Below are 18,922 nucleotides of genomic sequence, written 5' to 3' on the forward strand. Positions count from 1 at the left end.
TTTGCATCGACAACGTGGCGCCTTCGCGCGCCGCACACAGGGGAAGCAGTACATGTTGCGCAAATCTCTACACCGCCTGGCCGGCCTCGGCCTGGCCACCCTCCTGACCCTGCCGGGCCTGGCCGCGGCGCAAGCCGCGCCGGCCGCGGGCAACTGGCCGGCCAAGCCGGTGACGCTGGTGGTGCCGTTCCCGCCGGGCGGCTCCACCGACGTGCTGGCGCGCCTGTTCGCCGCCAAGCTGGGCGAGCGCCTGGGCCAGAGCGTGGTGGTGGAAAACCGTCCCGGCGCCAACACGGGCATCGGCGCCGCAGCGGTTGCGCGCGCAACCGCCGACGGCTACACGCTGATGATCACCGGCGCGCCGACCTTCACCACCAATTCGCTGCTCTACCCCAACCTGGGCTACGACCCGATCAAGAGCTACGAGTACGTGGCGATCGCGGGCAGCGCTCCGTTCGTGATCCTGACCAACACGCAGAGCGGGCTGGCCACGGTCAATGATCTGGTCACCAAGTCCAAGGCCGAGCCGCTGAGCTTCGGCTCGTTCGGCACGGCCTCCACGCCGCACCTCGCAGGCGAGTACCTGGCGCAGCGCACCGGCGCCAAGCTGCTGCACGTGCCCTATCGCGGCAGCGCGCCCGCCATGACCGACCTGATCGGCGGCCAGATCCCGCTGTCGATCGATACCCTCGTGGCGGCCCTGCCGCAGATGCGTGCCGGCAAGGTGCGCGCGGTGGCGCTGACCAGCGCCGCGCGTTCGTCGCTGGTGCCGGATGTGCCCACCGTGAACGAATCGGGCGTGGCCGGCTACGACTTCATCACCTGGTACGGCATCGTCGCGCCCAAGGGCACGCCGCAGCCGGTGGTCGACAAGCTCAGCACGCAGGTGCGCGAGATGCTGGCCGAGCCGCAGACGCTGGAGAAGCTCAAGGAGCTGGGTTTCGATCCGTTCTACGCCGATCCGAAGGCGTTTCGCGGCCGCGTCGAGCAGGAGCTCGAGCGCAACGCCGGCGTGATCAAGGCGGCCGGCATCAAGGTGGAGTGATCCACCGCGGGCGGGCCCGGTGCCCGCCCGGCTCAGTGCTGCGCGAAGTGGCGAAAGCGCTTGTCGGTGTCGTCGCGGCGCGACTCGAGCTCGGTGACCACGGCCTCGGGCGGGCCGCGGCGCAGCCATTCCAGCATCTGGTCGACCTGGTCGGGCGTGCCCTGCACCAGCGCTTCGACGGTGCCGTCGAGCATGTTCTGCACCCAGCCGGTGGCGCCGATCATATGAGCCCGGCGCACGGTGGCGTGGCGGTAGCCGACGCCCTGCACCTTGCCCTTGACGACGACGTGGATGGTCTCGATGGGGGCGTCTTGCATGAGTCTGTTTCCTTGGTGATCCAATGGCGCACATGTTGCGCTGCATCCAAATTTTATCGGTTCATTATGACCCGGGCCAGGCGCCCGGCCCGCGAGCGGGGCGTATACTGGCCCCGCCTCGGCACCTGCCGGCGCGCCACGCGGGGCGCACAGACCGCGATTCCTTTCGACCCATCCCATGAGCCAAGATCTCTCCAAGATCACCTGCATCGAAGACCTGCGGGTGATTGCGCAAAAGCGCGTGCCCCGCATGTTCTACGACTACGCCGACTCCGGCGCCTGGACCGAAGGCACCTATCGCGCCAACCAGGAAGACTTCCAGAAGATCAAGCTGCGCCAGCGCGTGGCCGTCGACATGGAAGGCCGGTCGCTGCGCACCACCCTGGTGGGCAGCGATGCCGTGATGCCGCTGGCGATCGCGCCGACCGGCCTCACCGGCATGCAGCACGCCGACGGCGAGATGCTCGCCGCGCGCGCGGCCGCCGACTTCGGCGTGCCCTTCACGCTGTCGACCATGAGCATCTGCTCGATCGAAGACGTGGCCCAGGCCACCGGCAAGCCGTTCTGGTTCCAGCTCTACGTGATGCGCGACCGCGAGTTCTGCGCCAACCTGATCGACCGCGCCAAGGCGGCCGGCTGCTCGGCGCTGGTGCTCACGCTCGACCTGCAGATCCTCGGCCAGCGCCACAAAGACATCAAGAACGGCCTCTCCACGCCGCCCAAGCCCACGCTGCGCAACCTCATCAACCTGGCCACCAAGCCGCGCTGGTGCATGAGCATGCTCGGCACCAAGCGCCGCACCTTCGGCAACATCGTGGGCCACGCCAAGGGCGTGAGCGACCTGTCGTCGCTGTCGGCCTGGACCGCCGAGCAGTTCGACCCGCGCCTGAGCTGGGACGACGTCAAGTGGATCAAGGACCGCTGGGGCGGCAAGCTCATCATCAAGGGCATCCTCGACGTCGAAGACGCCGAGCTGGCCGCGCAGAGCGGCGCCGACGCGCTGATCGTGAGCAACCACGGCGGGCGCCAGCTCGACGGCGCGCAGTCGTCGATCGAAGTGCTGCCCTCGATCGCGCAGGCCGTGGGCTCGCGCATCGAGGTGCTGATCGACGGCGGCATCCGCGGCGGCCAGGACATCCTCAAGTCGGTGGCCCTGGGGGCCCGCGGCGCCATGATCGGCCGCGCCTTCCTGTATGGCCTGGGCGCCTATGGCCAGGCCGGCGTGACGCGCGCGCTCGAGATCCTCTACAAGGAAATGGACGTGACGATGGCCCTGTGCGGCCGCAAGCACGTCTCGCAGATCGACCGCAGCCTGCTGGTGCCAGGCACCTACCCGACCTGATCGCGGCGCGCCTGCCCGCCCTGCACGCCGCCCGTGCGCCCTGATCGGCGCCGGGCGGTTTTTCTTTGCCTGTCGCGCAGCGCCCGAGCCCACGCCCGGCATGGCCCGAGCGCGGCCCTTCATGCCCGCATCGCAGCTTCTCGCACGCGTTCAGCGGCGCCGCCAGGTGCGCGTCGAAACCGCCCGCTTCGCAATTGGTTGCGCGCGCAAGGGTTATCCCTGAATGGGGATAACCCTTGTTTTATGGGGTTTTGGGCAGTGGCTCCTTCAAATCCAAAAAAACTGGAACTATCAGCGGGTCCAGTTTGGATGCAGTATCCGGACTACTTTGTCATCGCCCCGGAGAACGTGATGAGTGGCCGCATCGAAACACTGGAATTTGAACAGATCGAGGAGGCCGTTTCCGGTCTGCGCGATTACATGATCGAGACGCTGCGCGGCATGGTGCAATGCGACAGCCTGCTGGGTCAGGAAATTTCCGCCGCCGAATTCATGGAGAGCGAGCTCGCCAAGCTGGGCCTGCCCTCCGAGCGCATCTACCTGCGCGACGAGCAGCTCAAGGATCTGCCGCTGTACTCGCCCGCGTGCTGCCCGGACGGCGGCCGCTACAACGTGCTGGCGCGCCACGAGCCGCGCAGCGCCGGCGGCCGCTCGGTGCTGTTCAATGGTCACCTCGACGTGGTGCCGACCGGCCCGCATGACATGTGGACCATCCCGCCCTTCTCGGGCGAGGTGCGCGATGGCTGGCTCTACGGCCGCGGCGCGGGCGACATGAAGGCCGGCATCGTGTGCGCGCTGGCCGCGTTCAAGGCGCTGCAGACGCTCGGCCTGCAGCCCGCGGGCGCCGTGGGCTTCAACGGCGTGCTCGAGGAAGAGAACACCGGCAACGGCACGCTCGCCAGCGTGAGCGCGCTGCAGAGCGCGATCGGCGCGGCCAAGCTCACTGCGTTCGACGCGGTGATCATTCCGGAGCCGCTGCAGGAAAAGCTGATGGCCGCGCAGCTCGGCGTGTTCTGGATGTACGTGGACGTGCTGGGCAAGCCCGCGCACGCCGCCTACATGACCACCGGCGTGAACCCGGTCGAGGCGGGCCTGCGCATCGTCGATGCGGTCAAGGCCCTCGAGGCCGAATGGAACCTGCCCGAGAACCGCCACCCGGCCTATCGCGAACACGCCCACCCGATCAACTTCAATCTCGGCCAGATCCATGCCGGTGACTGGAACTCGTCGGTGCCCAGCGTGTGCACGCTCGGCCTGCGCCTGGCCTGCTATCCCGACATGACCATCGAGGAAGCCAAGCGCATCGTCACCGAGCGCATCGACGCCGTGGTGGCGGGCCTGAACGAATCGGACATCAAGGTCGAGATCCGCTTCGAGGGCTTCCACGCGCCCGGCTGCGAATACGACCTCGACAACGCGCCGATGCAGCTGCTGGCCGACGCGCACAAGCGCGTGACCGGCGCGCTGCCCGGCCGCCAGGCCCTCACCGGCACGACCGACGGCCGCCACTTCCGCATGCTGATGGACGTGCCCGTGACCTGCTACGGCCCGATCGCGCAGAGCGTGCACGGCTTCGACGAGCGCGTCTCGCTCGACAGCATGCTGCGCGTCACCACCGCCATGGCGCTGTTCCTCAATGACTGGTGCGGTGTCGAACCCATCGACGCCTGATCACCCGCTGCCGTGCTCGCGGGCGCCGTGCGCGCCCTTCGTAAGACCCCTGTGAGAGATCCGACATGACCTTCGATTCCGTTCGCCGTGCCCTGCTGCAAGGCGCCGTGGCCGCCGCCGCGCTGACCCTGGCCCCTGCCGTGATGGCCGCCGATGAGACGCCGCAATACGGCGGCGTGCTGACCGCCATCCTGAGCCCCGAGCCGCCCAACCTCAACGTGGCCGTGCAGCAGGTGGCCGTGACGCAGCTGGTGGCGGGCAAGATCTACGAGAGCCTGCTGACCTACTCCAGCAAGCTCGAGCCCATGCCCAGCCTGGCGAAGTCGTGGGACGTGTCGGCCGACAAGCTGACCTACACCTTCCATCTGCAGCCCAACGTGCAGTGGCACGACGGCAAGCCGTTCAGCTCCGACGACGTGGTGTTCTCGTACAAGGAAATCCTGTCGAAGACGCCGCGCACGCGCACGCTGATGGGCTTCATCGAAGACATCACCGCGCCGGACAAGGACACGGTGGTGTTCAAGCTCAAGACGCCCTACTCCGCCTTCCTGTATTCGTTCGACATCGGCGGCGGCGCGATCCTGCCCAAGCATCTCTACGCCGGCACCGACCTGGCGCAGAACCCGCACAACAACGCGCCGGTCGGCACCGGCCCGTTCAAGTTCAAGCAATGGCAGCGCGGCTCCTACATCGAGCTGGTGAAGAACGAGCACTACTGGAAGGAAGGCCGGCCCTACCTCGACGGCATCACCTATCGCGTGATTCCCGACGCCGCGTCGCGCCGCCTGGCCATCGAGCAGGGCACCGTGATGCAGGCCTGGCTCAACGACATCGAGCCGTTCGACCTGCCGCGCCTGGCCAAGCTGCCGCACGTCAACGCCATCCAGCGCGGCTACGAATACTGGTCGACCATGAACTGGATCGAGTTGAACCAGGGCCGCAAGCCCTTCGACGACAAGCGCTTCCGCCAGGCGCTGATGTACGGCATCGACCGCCAGTTCATCGTCGACAAGATCACCTTCGGTTCGTCGACGCTGGCCACCGGCCCGATCCACCACAACACGCGCTTCTACGACGCCAACGTCAAGAAGTATCCCTACGATCCGAAGAAGGCGGCCGCGCTGCTCGACGAGATGGGCCTCAAGCCCGACAGCAAGGGCGTGCGCGCCACGGTCGGCCTGATCCCGCTGCCCTACGGCGAGATGCACCGCCGCATGGCCGAGTACATCAAGCAGAACCTGTCGAAGATCGGCATCGCGGTGAACATCGAGAACACCGACGTCGGCGGCTGGACCACGCGCGTGGGCAACTGGGACTACGACATGGGCATGAACGGCGTGTTCCAGTACGGCGACCCCGCCATCGGCGTGGCGCGCACCTACCTGGGCTCGAACATCAAGAAGGGCCTGATGTTCACCAACACCTCGCAATACAACAACCCCAAGGTCGACGAGCTGTTCAACAAGGCGGCCGTCGCGCCGACCGACGAAGAGCGTCAGAAGCTCTACTCGGAAGTGCAGCAGATCCTGGTGGAAGACGTGCCGGTGGTGTGGATCGCCGACACCAACTACACCACCTTCCTCAACAAGCGCGTGCATGACGCCATCACGACCGGTCTGGGCGCGGTGGACACCTACGCCGACGCCTGGCTGTCCAAGCAATGAAGAAGATCGGCGCATTCCTCGGGAGACGCGCCGTCAAGAGCATCCTGGTGCTCCTGGCGATCGCGCTGTTCAACTTTTTCCTGGTACGGGGCGCGCCCGGCACGCCCGCCGAAATCCTGGCGGGCCAGTCGGGCGCGGCCGACGCGCAGTACATCGAGCAGCTCAACAAGGAGTTCGGGCTCGACAAGCCGGTGATCGTGCAGCTCGGCCTGTACCTGAAGAACATCGCGACGCTGGACCTCGGCTATTCGTACCGCCAGCAGGAGTCGGTGTCGTCGCTGATCATGCAGCACCTGCCCGCGACGCTCGCGCTCACGCTCACCGCCTTCGTGTTCGCGGTGCTCACCGGCGTCAGCCTCGGCACGCAGGCGGCGCTGCGGGTCGGCAAGTGGGGCGACACGGCCATCACGGTGCTCTCGATGCTGGCCTACGCCACGCCGCTGTTCTGGGTCGGGCTGATGCTGGTGCTGATCTTCTCGGTGCAGCTCGAATGGCTGCCGGCGTTCGGCTACGAGACGGTGGGCGCCAACCTCAGCGGCTTCGCCCGCTTCCTCGACATCGGCCAGCATCTGCTGCTGCCTGCGCTCACGCTCGGCATGTTCTACATGGCGGTGTACACGCGCCTGACGCGGGCCTCGATCCTGGAGGTGAGCCAGCTCGACTTCGTGAAGACCGCGCGCGCCAAGGGGCTGTCCGAGCGCACCGTCATCACGCGCCACGTGCTGCGCAACGCGCTGCTGCCGGTGATCACGTATGCCGGCATCCAGGCCGGCGGCCTGATCGGCGGCGCGCTGCTGGTGGAGACCGTGTTCGCGTGGCCCGGCATCGGCCGGCTCGCCTTCGATGCCCTGCTGCAACGCGACTACAGCATCCTGCTGGGCGTGTTCTTCGTGGCCTCGCTGCTGGTGGTGATCGTCAACCTGGTGACCGACATGCTGTATTCGGTGGCCGATCCTCGGATTGAGTTGAAATGACGTCGTTCTTCGCATCCTTTTGCCGCAACAAGGGCGGCATCATCGGCCTGGCGGTGCTGGCGGCGGTCTGCCTGCTGGCGCTGGTGGCCGGCTGGGTGTTCCCGGGCAGCCCCTGGGACATCGCCAACGGCCCCTTCATGCCGCCGCTCACCGAGGGCGCGCCGCTGGGCACCGACATGCTGGGCCGCGACATCGCCAGCGGCATCGCCTATGGCGCCCGCGTGACGCTGCTGCTGGCCGGCGTGTCGACCGCGGTGTCGATCATCTTCGGCATCAGCATGGGCGCGGCCGCCGGCTTCTACGGCGGCAAGGTCGACCAGGCCGTGGTGGGCTTCATCGAGCTGTTCCAGACCATCCCCAGCTTCTTCCTGGCGGTGGTGCTGGTGGCGATCCTCACGCCCAGCATGGGCACGGTGATTCTGGCCATCGCGGTCGTGTCGTGGCCGCCGCTGGCGCGGCTGGTGCGCGCCGAGTTCATGAGCCTGAAGAACCGCGAGTTCGTGCAGGCCGCCGTGCTGAGCGGCCAGTCGAACCTGCGCATCATCCTGACCCAGATCCTGCCCAACAGCCTGTCGCCCGTGATCGTGTCGGGCTCGCTGATGATCGCCAGCGCCATCCTGCTGGAGTCGGCGCTGAGCTTCCTGGGCCTGGGCGATCCCAACTCCATGACGTGGGGCTACATCATCGGCGCGTCGCGCTCGGTGCTGCGCGACGCGTGGTGGATGAGCGTGTTCCCCGGCGTGGCCATCCTGGCGACGGTGCTGGCGCTCAACCTGATCGGCGAGGCGCTCAACGACGCGCTCAATCCGAAGCTGGCCCGCAAGAGGAGCACGTGATGGGCGCCATACTCGAAATCAACGGCCTGTGCGTCTCGGTGGCGCATGCCGGCCCGGATGCGCAGGTGGTGCGCGGCGTGAGCTACACCGTCAACAGCAACGAAGTGCTGTGCGTGGTGGGCGAATCGGGCTCGGGCAAGTCGGTCACGGCGCATGCGGTGATGGGGCTGTTGCCGCCGGATCAGCTGCACGTCACCGGCGGCCACATCCGCTACCGCGAGCGCGACCTGGTCGGCCTGCCGCTGTCGGAGTGGTACAAGCTGCGCGGCAAGTCGTTCGGCATGGTGTTCCAGGAGCCCATGACCGCGCTCAATCCCATCATGCGCGTCGGCCGCCAGGTCGACGAGGTGCTCGAACGCCATACCGACATGAACGCGGCCCAGCGCCGCGCGCGCGTGCTGGAGCTGTTCGGCGGCGTGCTGCTGCCCGATCCCGAGGCCATCTACGAGGCCTACCCGTTCCAGCTCTCGGGCGGCCAGCGCCAGCGCGTGGTGATCGCCATGGCGCTCGCGCTCGAGCCCGACGTGCTGATCGCCGACGAGCCGACCACCGCGCTCGACGTGACCACGCAGGCCCAGATCCTCACGCTCATCAAGGACATCCAGCGCCGCATGGGCATCGGCGTGATCTTCATCACGCACGACTTCGGCGTGGTGGCCGAGATCGCCGACCGCATCGTGGTGATGCGCAAGGGCGAGGTGGTGGAATCGGGCAGCGCCGAAGAGATCCTCAACCGGCCGCAGCATCCCTACACGCGCCAGCTGATCGAGGCCGTGCCGCACAAGCCCGAAGGCAAGGCCGACGTGCCCGCCGGCGTGCCCCTGATGGTGGTGGACCGCCTGCGCAAGACCTTCGGCGACGGCAACCGCCGTGTCGACGCCCTGAAGGACATCAGCCTCACCATCCACCAGGGCGAGACCCTGGGCCTGGTGGGCGAGTCGGGCTCGGGCAAGTCCACGCTCGGCCGCACCCTGATCGGGCTGATCCACCCCGATGGCGGCAGCGTGAAGATGGAAGGCACCGAGCTGGTGGGCCTGTCGACGCAGGGCTTCCGCCCCTTCCGGCGCCAGATCCAGATGGTGTTCCAGGATCCGTATGCGTCGCTGAACCCGCGCCATCGCATCGCCGACGCCATCTCGCAGGGGCCCATCGCCTACGGCGTGGACCGGCGCGAGGCCATGAAGCAGGCGCGCGAGCTGCTCGAGCTGGTCGGGCTGGGCGGCGACGCCGGTGATCGCTTCCCGCACCAGTTTTCGGGCGGCCAGCGCCAGCGTATCGGCATCGCGCGCGCGCTCGCGCTCAAGCCGCGCCTGCTGGTGGCCGACGAGGCGGTGTCGGCGCTCGACGTGTCGATCCAGGCCCAGGTGCTGGACCTGCTCGCGCGCATCAGCGACCAGCTGCATCTGTCGGTGCTGTTCATCACGCACGACCTGCGCGTGGCGGCGCAGATCTGCGACCGCATCGCGGTGATGCGGCAGGGCGAGCTGGTCGAGCTCAATCGTGCGCAGGACATCTTCTACCAGCCGCAACACGAATACACCCGCCGCCTGATCGCATCGATCCCGGGCCAGGACTGGTCCAAGCCGGTGTTCGACGACGCGCCAGGCTCCCCGCAATCTCAGGCCGACGCGGCCAGGAGCACGCAGTATGCATAGCAGTGAATATGAGTCGCTCGACGGGCTGGCGCTGGCGCGCCTGCTGCAACAGGGCGAAGTGACGACGCCGGAGCTGTTGGAGTGCGCCATCGAGCTGGCGCAGACGCGCGGCGCCGAGCTCAACGCGATCTGCTACGAACGCTACGACGAGTCGCGCGCGCTGGCGCGCGACTGGAAGCCGCGCGGCGCGTTCCACGGCGTGCCCTTCCTGCTGAAGGACTCGGGGCTGGCCTCGCGCCGCTTCCCCTCGTCGATCGGCTCGCGCCTGTTCAATGACACGACCTACACGGTGGATGCCACGCTGACCGAGCGTTTCGACGCGGCGGGTTTCCTGTCGTTCGCGCGTTCGACCGTGCCCGAGCTGTGCATGGCGCCCACGACCGAGGCGCTGCGCAACGGCGGCCCCACGCTGAACCCGCGCAACCGCGAGCGTTCGGCCGGCGGCAGCAGCGGCGGCGCGGCCGCGGCGGTCGCGGCCGGCATCGTGCCGGTGGCGCACGGCAGCGACGGCGGCGGCTCGATCCGCATCCCGGCCGCCTGCTGCGGCATCTATGGCCTGAAGCCCTCGCGCGGACGCGTGCCCATGGGCCCGCTGCGCGGCGAGGGCTGGGGCGGCATGGCGAGCGATGGCGTGCTCTCGCGCAGCGTGCGCGACACCGCCGCCGCGATGGACGCCATCAGCGGCTACCAGGCCGGCAATCCCTATGCCGCGCCGCCCAAGGACGGCTCGTACCTGGACGCGCTGGCGCAGCCCTTCGACCGGCCGCTGCGCATCGCGGTGTGGCGCGCGGCATGGAGCGACGACATCGCGATCGATCCGGTCAGCCTCGCCGCGGTGGACCACGCCGCGACCTTGTGCCGCGACCTGGGCCACGAGGTCATCGACGCGACGCCGCCCCGGATCGACTACGAGGGCTTCGTGCGCGCGCACGGCACAATCCTCGCCTCCAACATCGTGCTGGCGACCGACACGCGTCTGGGCGTGCTGGGCCGCGCGCTGCGCGACGACGACCTCGAGCCCGCCATCCGCGACGGCTACGAGCTCGGCAAGACGCTGGGCGCGGCGCAGTACGTGGATTCCATCAATCGCCTGCACGCCATCGGCCGCGCGCTGGAAACGGCGTTCGACCCCGGCTACGACCTGATCCTGACGCCGGCGCTCACGCGCCTGCCGGAACGCATCGGCGAGCTGATGCTGGTGGGTTCGTTGATGGACTACCGCCGCAAGATATCGCGCTACGCGACCTTCCTGGCCGCCATCAATGCGTCGGGCCAGCCGGCGGCCACGCTGCCGCTGTCGTGGACCGAGGACAACGTGCCGGTGGCCACGCAGCTGATCGGGCGCTTCGGCCGCGAGGACCTGGTGCTGCGGCTGTCGGCGCAACTCGAAGCGGCCGCGCCCTGGGCCGGCCGCAAGACCATCTTCGCCTGACGGCGGGGGGATCTTTGCGCGCCTCGCCGTCTTGACGCGGCGAGGCGCGTTTTTTTATGTGCGCGCGCTGACCGGCATGTGTTCGGCGATCAGCTGACGCAGCCAGGCGTGGGCCGCGTCGTCCTGGTAGCGCTCGTGCCAGTAGAGCGAGATCGCGATCGTGGGCAGGGCCAGCGGCAGCGGCAGGATCACGGTGCGCGTGGACGACGCGAAGGTGCGCGCGATGCTCTCGGGCACGCTGGCGATCAGGTCGGAGGCGCCGACCAGCGACGGACAGGCCAGGTAGCTCGACAGCGTGGCGACGATGCGGCGGTGCTGGCCGTGGGCCTGCAGCGCGCGGTCGATCGCGCCGCCGAAGTGGCGCGTGTGCGCGGCCAGGTCCACGTGTTCGTGGCGCAGATAGGCCTGCAGGTGCCATGGCGAGGCCAGGCAGGGATGACCCTCGCGCACCAGGCAGACGGCGGGCTCCTCGAACAGCAGGCGCGTGCGCAGGTCCGGCGGCGGATCGGGGAAGTATCCCGCGATCAATTCCACATGATTGGTGTCGAGCATGCTCAGGCCGTGCAGCGGCCTCGCGGGCAGCACGCGCAGGTGGAAGTTCGGCGCGGCGCGGGCCAGCGCCGGCACCACGCGCGGCAACAGCCGGAACTGCACGTAGTCGGTGGCGTAGAGCGCCAGCGTGCGCGCCGACGATCCCGGCGAGAACTCGTGGTGCTCGCGCGTGGCGTGGCGCCAGCGGTCCAGCAGCGGCCGGAATTCGGCGTGCAGCTCACAGGCCCGTTCGGTCGGCGCCCAGCCGCCGCCGTCGCGCTCCAGCAAGGGATCGCCGAACAGCTTGCGCAGCCGGGTGAGCGCCGCGCTCATGGCCGGCTGCGTCACGCCCAGCTGCTCGGCCGCCCGCGTGACGTTGCGGCAGCTCATCAGGGCCTCGAAGTGCAGCAGCAGGTTCAGGTCGGGGTGCTTCAAGACGGGGCTTCCATAAACGCCATTGATGGAAACATAACTCGCATGGCCTGCTGCGCGGCCGGGCGCGCGCCTAGTATGACGCCATGGTTGCAGCGAGCCTTTCGATGGCGCAAGCCATCTCCTTGCAGTTACTACCTACACAAAAATGGGGAAAACAATGGCAGCAAAGGGTATTCGCATTGGCGCGCGAGCGCTATCGGCTGTAGTGCTGATGGCGGCGAGCGCCGCTTCGTGGGCCGCCTGGCCCGACAAGGTGGTGCGCATCGTGGTGCCGTTCGCCGCGGGGGGATCCACCGACCTGATCGCACGCAAGATCGCCGAGGGCGTGTCGCAGGAAACCGGCGGCAACGTCATCGTGGAAAACCGCCCCGGCGCCGGCGGCACGGTGGGCACCGAGTACGTGGCGCGCCAGCCGGCCGACGGCTACACCATCCTGATGGGCTCGGTGAGCACGCACGGCAGCGCCACCTGCATCTACAGCAAGCTGCCCTACGACCCGCGCAAGGACTTCACGCCGCTGGCGGTGGTGGCCACCATTCCGAACGTGCTGGTGGTGAACCGCAACGTGAAGGCGCGCACGCTGCCGGAGTTCGTGGCCCTGCTCAAGCGCGAGCCCGAGGGCCATTCGTATGCGTCCAACGGCCAGGGCACCTCCAACCACCTGGGCGCCGAGCTCTTCAAGGCGACGGCCGGCGTGAACATGGTGCACGTGCCCTATCGCGGCTCGGGCCCGGCGCTGATCGACGTGGTGGGCGGCCAGGTCGACGCCATGATGGACGTGGTCATGACCTCCTATCCCTACATCAAGGACGGCAAGCTCACCGCGCTGGCGGTGACCTCGCCCACGCGCTCGGCCATGCTGCCCGACGTGCCCACGGTGGCCGAATCCGGCTATGCCGGCTACGAGGCCATGGTGTGGTTCGGGCTGTTTGCGCCGGCCAACCTGCCCGCCGACGTGCGCGAGCCGCTCACGCAGGCGCTGCACAAGGTGCTGGCCAAGCCGGCCATGCGCGGCTATCTGGAACAACAGGGCGCGCAGCCGGTGGACATCACCGGCAAGGCCTTCGCCAGCATGATCGACGACGAGATCGACAAGTGGTGCGGCGTGGCCAAACGCGCATCCATCCGCCTGGATTGACACCGGGCAGCTCACAACGGGGACAGCTTCATGTATCGCATCGGTATCGATGTCGGGGGCACTTTCACCGACTTCACCATGATCGACGAGGACAACGGCCAGGTGCACTTCCACAAGGTGCCCTCCACGCCGCACGATCCGTCGCAGGCCATCCAGGAAGGCATCGCCAACCTGCTCGAGACCCACGCGGTGCGCGCCGACCAGGTGGCGCACGTGGGCCACGGCACCACGGTGGCCACCAACCTCATCATCGAGCGCAAGGGCGCGCAGGTGGGCCTGCTCACCACGCGCGGCTTTCGCGACGTGCTGGAGATCGCGCGCCAGACCCGCCCGCATCTGTACGACTACAGCGTGGGCAAGCCGCCGGTGGCGGTGCCGCGCGAGTGGCGCATCGAGATCGACGAGCGCGTCAACGCGGCGGGCGAGGTGCTGGTGGCGCTCGACGAAGACCAGGTGCGGCGCGCCGCCGAGCAGTTGCGCGATGCCGGCCTGCAGGCGGTGACCGTGTGCTTCCTGCATTCGTACCGCAACGACGCGCACGAGCGCCGCGCCGCGGAGATCCTGCGCGAGATCATGCCCGAGGCCTACATCAGCCTGTCCTCCGAGGTGTTGCCCGAGTTCCGCGAGTACGAGCGGCTCTCCACCACCGTGCTCAACGCCACCGTGGGCCCGCGCATGGAGCGCTATCTGGAGCGCTTCCTGGCGCGTACCCGCGAGCTGGGCATCGTGCACGAGCCGCACACCATCCACTCCAACGGCGGCCTGATGTCGATCGCCAGCGTGCGCCAGTATCCGGTGCGCACCTGCCTGTCGGGGCCGGCCGCCGGCGTGGTGGGCGCGGCCGCGGTGGGCCGCGTGATCGGCAGCCTCAACCTCGTCACGTTCGACGTGGGCGGCACCAGCACCGACGTGTCGCTGATCTGCGACGGCCGGCCGCTGTTCACCTCGCATCGCCAGGTGGCGGGCTATCCGGTCAAGACGCCGATGGTGGACATCCACGTGATCGGCGCGGGCGGCGGCAGCATCGCGTGGCTCGACGACGCCGGCGGCCTGAAGGTGGGCCCGCACAGCGCGGGTGCGGTGCCGGGGCCGGTGGGATACGGCCGCGGCGGCGAGGAGCCCACCATCACCGACGCGGAGATCGCGCTGCAGCGCCTGAACCCGGTCACGCTGCTCAAGGGCCGCATGCCGGTGTATGCCGAGGCCGCGCGCGAGGTGATCGAACGGCGCGTGGCCGAACCGCTCGGCCTGTCGCTGGAGGCGGCGGCCGAGGGCATCCTGCGCATCGCCGCCGCCAACATGAGCCGCGCGATCCGCGCGGTATCCACCGAGCGCGGCCACGATCTGTCGGGCTTCGCGCTTTATGCCTACGGCGGCGCGGGGCCGCTGCACGCCGTCGAGGTGGCCGAGGAATGCGGCATTCCGTGCGTGATCGTGCCGCAGGAGCCGGGCACGATGTGCGCGCGCGGGATCCTGCTGTCCGACATCTCGTTCGACTTCGTGCGCAGCGAGATCGCGGTGGCGAGCGCGGCGGGCTGGCCTGAGATCGGCCGGCTCTTCGGCGAGCTCGAGCAGCAGGCGCAGGCCTGGCTCGACGAGGAGCGGGTTGAGGCGGGCCTGCGGGTCACGCATGCCGCCATCGACGCGCGCTACGAAGGGCAGAACTTCGAGGTCAAGGTGCCGCTGGCGCCGGGCGACGACTTCGCCGCGTTCATGACGCGCTTCGCCGCCGAGCACCAGCGCGAGTACGGCTATGTGGTCGACGATCGCCGCGTGCAGATCATCAATTGCCGCCTGCAGGCCGTGGGCCAGGTCATCAAGGCGCCGCTGGCACCGCGCACGGTCGGCGGCACCCTGGCCGCCGCGCAGCTCGGCACGCGGCGCGCCTATTTCGGCGAGCAGCATGGCTGGTGCGAAGCGCCCGTGTACGACCGCGACCTGCTGCCCACCGGCGCCGCGCTGCGCGGGCCGGCGCTGATCGAGGAAATGAGTTCAACCACGGTGGTTGCGCCGCGCAACCATGTCACGGTGGATGCCTACGGCAATCTGGTGATCCGCCTGCAAGGAGACACGAATGACTGACGTCCAGCCCGAACGGATCGCCGATCCCGTCGGCATGGAGGTGTTCTGCAACCGCTTGTTGTCGATCACCGAAGACATGAACAACACGCTGGTGCGGGCCTCGTTCTCGACCAACATCAAGGAGCGCAAGGACTGCTCCGTGGCGCTGTTCGACGCGGCCGGCCGGCTGGTGGCGCAGGGCACCCAGATCCCGCTGCACCTGGGCTCGCTCGACGGCGCCATGCAGGCGATCCTCGATACCTACGGCGCCGATGGCATTCGCGACGGCGACATCTTCATCTGCAACGACCCCTATCTCGCCAACGGCAGCCACCTGCCCGACATCAACATCGTCACGCCGGTGTTCTGGGAGGGCGTGCTGCGCTTCTTCGCCGCCAACATCGCGCACCACTCCGACGTGGGCGGCGCGGTGCCCGGCTCGATCGCGGGCGGCCTGCGCTCGATCTTCGAGGAAGGCATCCGCATTCCCGCCTGCCGCATCGCGCGCGCCGGCGAACTCGACGAAGACCTGCTGCGGCTGGTCTGCTCCAACACCCGCGACCCCGAGGAGCGCGTGCTCGATCTGCGGGTGCAGATGGCCACCAACGAGCGCGGCGCCGCCGCCGTGCGCGGCCTGATCCGCCAGATGGGGCTGGCCGCGGTGCTGCAGTCGGTGGACGACGTGATCGCGTACACCCGGCGCCGGCTGTCGAACCGCATCGCCGAGCTGCGCGAAGGCAGCTATGCGTTCCGCAGCGATCTCGACGACGACGGCATGGGCGGCGATCCGGTGCCGATCCAGGTCACGCTGACCGTGGCCGGCGGCCGGCTGGCGTTCGACTTCACCGGCTCGGGCAAGCAGGCGCGCGGCGCCATGAACCTGCCGTTCAACGCCCTGCGCGCCTGCGTCTACTACGCGGTCAAGGCACTGCTCGATCCGGACCTCGCGCCCAACGCCGGGCTGTTCGATCCGATCAGCGTGAGCGCGCCGCTGGGCACCATCACCAATCCGGAACATCCCGCCGCGGTGGGCGCGCGCTCGATCACGGCGCAGAAGGTGGCCGGCGCGATCTTCGGTGCGTTCCGCGGCCTGCTGCCGCCCGAGCGCATCATGGCCTCGGGCAACGACTGCTGCCCGGCCATCGTGTTCTCGGGCCGCTGGCCCGGCCGCGAGGGCCACTTCGTGTATCTCGAGACGCTCGGCGGCGGCGCCGGCGCGCGTCTCGACATCGACGGCATGGACGGCGTGCACGTGCACATGACCAACACCTCCAACCTGCCGGTCGAGGCGCTGGAGAACGAGTATCCGCTGCTGATGCAGGAGTACGCGCTGGTGCCGGACTCGGGCGGCGCGGGTCGCACGCGCGGCGGCATGGCGATCGCCAAGCAGATCAGCGCCGTCGGGCCCGGCATCGTGTTCTCGGCGCGCTCGGACAGCCATGTGGTGGGGGTGGCGAGCGGCGTGGCGGGCGGCGGCGACGGCCGGCGCGCGCGCCTGGTGCGCAACTTCGGCCAGGCGAACGAGGAGGAGCTCTTCTCCAAGACCGCCAACATCGCGCTCGCGCCAGGCGACAGCGTGCGCATCGAAACGCCGGGCGGCGGCGGCTACGGCGACCCGCGCGAGCGGCCGGCCGCGCTGCTGGCGCGCGACGTGCGCGACGGCAAGGTCAGCACGGCGGCCGCCCGCGACGTCTATGGCCAGGCCGCGTAGGCGCGCGGCGCGGCGGCGCGCCCGGCAGGCGCCGGCCGCGGCCCGCTCACTCGTGCCAGTCGAGCTTGAGCGACATCGAGTACTTCATCTTGGTGTGCGGGAAGGTGGTGACGGTGGCCAGCATCAGCGTGCCCTGTTCGCCGTAGTAGCGGCGCGCGATCACCAGCCCGGCGGTCTGCGGCGCCACCTTGAGGTTGTCGGCCATCTCGCCCTCGATGGGCGTGGCCGAGAACTCCTGGCTCACCTCATGGATGCGCTGGCTGTAGCGCTCTTCGATCAGGCGCGACAGCGGCACCTTCACGCGGCCGATGTCGGGCTGGATCGCGGCGTAGTCGGGATGCACGTAGCCATGCACATAGGCCACCGGCTCGTTCTGCGCGCCGAGCGACTTGATGGCGCGCACGCGCAGCCAGACCTGCCCCGGCTGGCAGCCCAGCACGCCGGCCACGCTGTCGTCGGCCTCGAGCAGCTGGCTGTCGAGCACGCGCAGGTTGGCGTTCTTGATGTACTGGAACAAATCGGACATCGCCGAGATGCGCTGCGTGTAGCGGGTGGTGGCGCGCGCCGTCTCGACACGGGTGCCCACCCCGGGCCGGCGCGACACCATGCCGGCCTCGGTCAGCAGCCGGATCGCCTCGCGCACCGTGTGGCGGCTCGCGTCGTAGCGCTCGCACAGCTCGTGCTCGGTCGGCAACAGCGTCATCACGGGGTACTGGCCGGTGCGGATGCCGCGCGCCAGTTCTTCGTAGATGGCCTTGTAGCGCGGCGCGCGCGTGCCGCTGGCGAGGTCGTCGCTGCGGGCAATCGGGCGTGCGGCGGTCGAGGCGGTACGGGGCATGAGGTCTCCTGTGCGGCGGCCGGTATTGGGGTCAACACTGAATTGACACCGGGGTGTACGGCGGCGATTATTTGTCCGGACATGAATGTCCGGACAAATTGTATGAGGATTGGCGGTCGGGCGCGAGCCCGCCAGGCCGGAATTTTGAGTCGGCCCGCCCTCCCCCGCAACCCGTCCGCAGCCTTGCCTCACGACGCCGTTGGTCGCTACCTGTGTATCCAGAACTAGGGGAAGTGTCATGAAGAAAGTCGTAGTTGCCCTTGCCGCCATCGCGGTGGGTGCGGGGGCCGCCAGCGCGGCCCAAGCGCAGCAGAAGCTGGTGGTCGCCGGATACGGCGGCTCGTTCGAGGACATCATGCGGCAGGACATCTTCCCGCCGTTCGCCAAGCAGCACGGCGTCGAGCTCGACTACGTGGCGGGCAACTCCACCAACACGGTGGCGCGCCTGCAGGCCCAGAAAAGCAATCAGCAGGTCGACGTGGCCATCATCGACGATGGCCCCATGTACCAGGCCATCGCGCTGGGCTTCTGCGCCCCGATCCAGGGCCTGCCCGCCGCCGACCTCTACGAGGCCGCGCGCTACAAGGACGACAAGGCCGTGGCCATCGGCATCGTGGCGACCGGCATCATGTACAACAAGAAGCTGTTCGACGAGCGCAAGTGGGCCGCGCCCACCTCGTGGGACGACCTCAAGGATCCGAAGTACAAGAAGCAGCTCGTGGTCCCGCCGCTCAACAACACCTACGGTCTGCACGCGGTGGTGCAGTACGCGCGCGCCAAGGGCGGCGGCGAGAAGAAGATCGACGCGGGCTTCGACACCTTCAAGAACGAGGTCGGGCCCAACGTGCTGGTCTATGAACCCTCGCCGGGCAAGATGACCGAGCTGTTCTCGAGCGGCCAGGCCTCGATCGCGGTGTGGGGCAGCGGCCGCGCCAAGGCGTTTGCCGACACCGGCTTCCCGGTGGGCTTCGTCTACCCGCGCGAGGGTGCGTATGCGCTGCTCTCGTCGGTGTGTCCGGTGGCCAAGGAAAAGCCGAATCCCGTTGCACAGGCCTTCGTGCAGTACCTGGTGACGCCCGAGGTGCAGGCCAAGCTCGCCACGAGCTATGGCTACGGCCCGGTCAACAAGAAGGCCGAGGTCAAGGACGATCCGCGCGTGCCGCTGCCGGTGGGCGAGCGTGCCGCCAAGCTGATCGTGATCGACTGGGACACGGTGAACCAGAACCGCGACGCCTGGAACAAGCGCTGGACGCGCGAGATCGAGCGCTGAGC

15 protein-coding genes are annotated in these 18,922 nt (G+C 68.7%); 12 read left to right on the plus strand and 3 right to left on the minus strand.

Going from position 1 to position 18,922, the window contains the following annotated elements; all coding sequences use genetic code 11:
• Positions 1 to 52 precede the first annotated feature (52 nt).
• Complete coding sequence (locus tag CEG14_RS00170) at positions 53 to 1,045, plus strand: Bug family tripartite tricarboxylate transporter substrate binding protein (protein WP_094824339.1); 993 nt, start codon at positions 53 to 55, stop codon at positions 1,043 to 1,045.
• A 32-nt stretch (positions 1,046 to 1,077) separates the two neighbouring features.
• On the opposite strand, the gene CEG14_RS00175 is transcribed toward CEG14_RS00170, so the two are convergent.
• Positions 1,078 to 1,362 carry an acylphosphatase gene (locus CEG14_RS00175; protein WP_094824340.1) on the minus strand — a complete coding sequence of 95 codons (285 nt, stop codon included), beginning with the start codon at positions 1,360 to 1,362 and terminating at the stop codon, positions 1,078 to 1,080.
• A gap of 178 nt (positions 1,363 to 1,540) precedes the next feature.
• Here CEG14_RS00175 and CEG14_RS00180 point away from each other — a divergent pair, with 178 nt between their 5' ends.
• The 7 genes from CEG14_RS00180 (at position 1,541) to CEG14_RS00210 (ending at position 10,936) form a co-directional block, all read left to right on the plus strand.
• Positions 1,541 to 2,704: an alpha-hydroxy acid oxidase gene (locus CEG14_RS00180; protein ID WP_094824341.1), complete on the plus strand. Its 1,164-nt coding sequence runs from the start codon at positions 1,541 to 1,543 to the stop codon at positions 2,702 to 2,704.
• Positions 2,705 to 3,055: 351 nt separating this feature from the next.
• Positions 3,056 to 4,375, plus strand: a complete 1,320-nt coding sequence (locus CEG14_RS00185) for an ArgE/DapE family deacylase (RefSeq protein ID WP_094825230.1) — start codon at positions 3,056 to 3,058, stop codon at positions 4,373 to 4,375.
• Positions 4,376 to 4,440: 65 nt separating this feature from the next.
• Positions 4,441 to 6,039, plus strand: coding sequence for an ABC transporter substrate-binding protein (locus CEG14_RS00190; protein ID WP_094824342.1), 1,599 nt, complete (start codon positions 4,441 to 4,443; stop codon positions 6,037 to 6,039).
• Entirely contained in the window at positions 6,036 to 7,013 is a 978-nt protein-coding gene (locus tag CEG14_RS00195) for an ABC transporter permease (RefSeq protein ID WP_094824343.1), read from the plus strand. Before CEG14_RS00190 ends, CEG14_RS00195 begins: the two co-directional genes overlap by 4 nt.
• Positions 7,010 to 7,849: an ABC transporter permease gene (locus CEG14_RS00200; protein ID WP_094824344.1), complete on the plus strand. Its 840-nt coding sequence runs from the start codon at positions 7,010 to 7,012 to the stop codon at positions 7,847 to 7,849. The genes CEG14_RS00195 and CEG14_RS00200 overlap by 4 nt, the downstream gene beginning before the upstream one ends.
• Positions 7,849 to 9,504, plus strand: a complete 1,656-nt coding sequence (locus CEG14_RS00205) for an ABC transporter ATP-binding protein (RefSeq protein ID WP_094824345.1) — start codon at positions 7,849 to 7,851, stop codon at positions 9,502 to 9,504. Before CEG14_RS00200 ends, CEG14_RS00205 begins: the two co-directional genes overlap by 1 nt.
• Positions 9,497 to 10,936, plus strand: a complete 1,440-nt coding sequence (locus CEG14_RS00210; RefSeq protein ID WP_094824346.1) for an amidase — start codon at positions 9,497 to 9,499, stop codon at positions 10,934 to 10,936. The genes CEG14_RS00205 and CEG14_RS00210 overlap by 8 nt, the downstream gene beginning before the upstream one ends.
• Before the next feature lie 54 nt (positions 10,937 to 10,990).
• Here CEG14_RS00210 and CEG14_RS00215 read toward each other — a convergent pair whose 3' ends face one another.
• Positions 10,991 to 11,902 (minus strand): LysR family transcriptional regulator, encoded by a 912-nt coding sequence (locus tag CEG14_RS00215; RefSeq protein WP_256985540.1) that lies wholly within the window; start codon positions 11,900 to 11,902, stop codon positions 10,991 to 10,993.
• A gap of 211 nt (positions 11,903 to 12,113) precedes the next feature.
• Here CEG14_RS00215 and CEG14_RS00220 point away from each other — a divergent pair, with 211 nt between their 5' ends.
• From CEG14_RS00220 to CEG14_RS00230, 3 genes are read left to right on the plus strand one after another with little or no spacing between them, the layout of a single operon-like run.
• The gene (locus CEG14_RS00220; protein ID WP_255032060.1) at positions 12,114 to 13,040 is read left to right on the plus strand and encodes a Bug family tripartite tricarboxylate transporter substrate binding protein; all 927 of its coding nucleotides are present in this window, start codon (positions 12,114 to 12,116) and stop codon (positions 13,038 to 13,040) included.
• A gap of 30 nt (positions 13,041 to 13,070) precedes the next feature.
• Positions 13,071 to 15,122: a hydantoinase/oxoprolinase family protein gene (locus CEG14_RS00225; RefSeq protein WP_094824348.1), complete on the plus strand. Its 2,052-nt coding sequence runs from the start codon at positions 13,071 to 13,073 to the stop codon at positions 15,120 to 15,122.
• Positions 15,115 to 16,812, plus strand: a complete 1,698-nt coding sequence (locus tag CEG14_RS00230) for a hydantoinase B/oxoprolinase family protein (protein WP_094824349.1) — start codon at positions 15,115 to 15,117, stop codon at positions 16,810 to 16,812. Before CEG14_RS00225 ends, CEG14_RS00230 begins: the two co-directional genes overlap by 8 nt.
• 46 nt (positions 16,813 to 16,858) lie before the next feature.
• Here CEG14_RS00230 and CEG14_RS00235 read toward each other — a convergent pair whose 3' ends face one another.
• On the minus strand, positions 16,859 to 17,650 hold the full coding sequence (locus tag CEG14_RS00235; protein ID WP_094824350.1) for a GntR family transcriptional regulator: 792 nt from the start codon (positions 17,648 to 17,650) through the stop codon (positions 16,859 to 16,861).
• 238 nt (positions 17,651 to 17,888) lie between these two features.
• Between CEG14_RS00235 and CEG14_RS00240 the strand changes: the two genes are divergently transcribed.
• Positions 17,889 to 18,920 (plus strand): ABC transporter substrate-binding protein, encoded by a 1,032-nt coding sequence (locus CEG14_RS00240; RefSeq protein ID WP_094824351.1) that lies wholly within the window; start codon positions 17,889 to 17,891, stop codon positions 18,918 to 18,920.
• The last annotated feature ends 2 nt before the right edge of the window (positions 18,921 to 18,922 follow it).

Origin of the sequence: Bordetella genomosp. 1 (assembly GCF_002261335.1) — a bacterium.
GTDB lineage: Bacteria > Pseudomonadota > Gammaproteobacteria > Burkholderiales > Burkholderiaceae_B > Bordetella.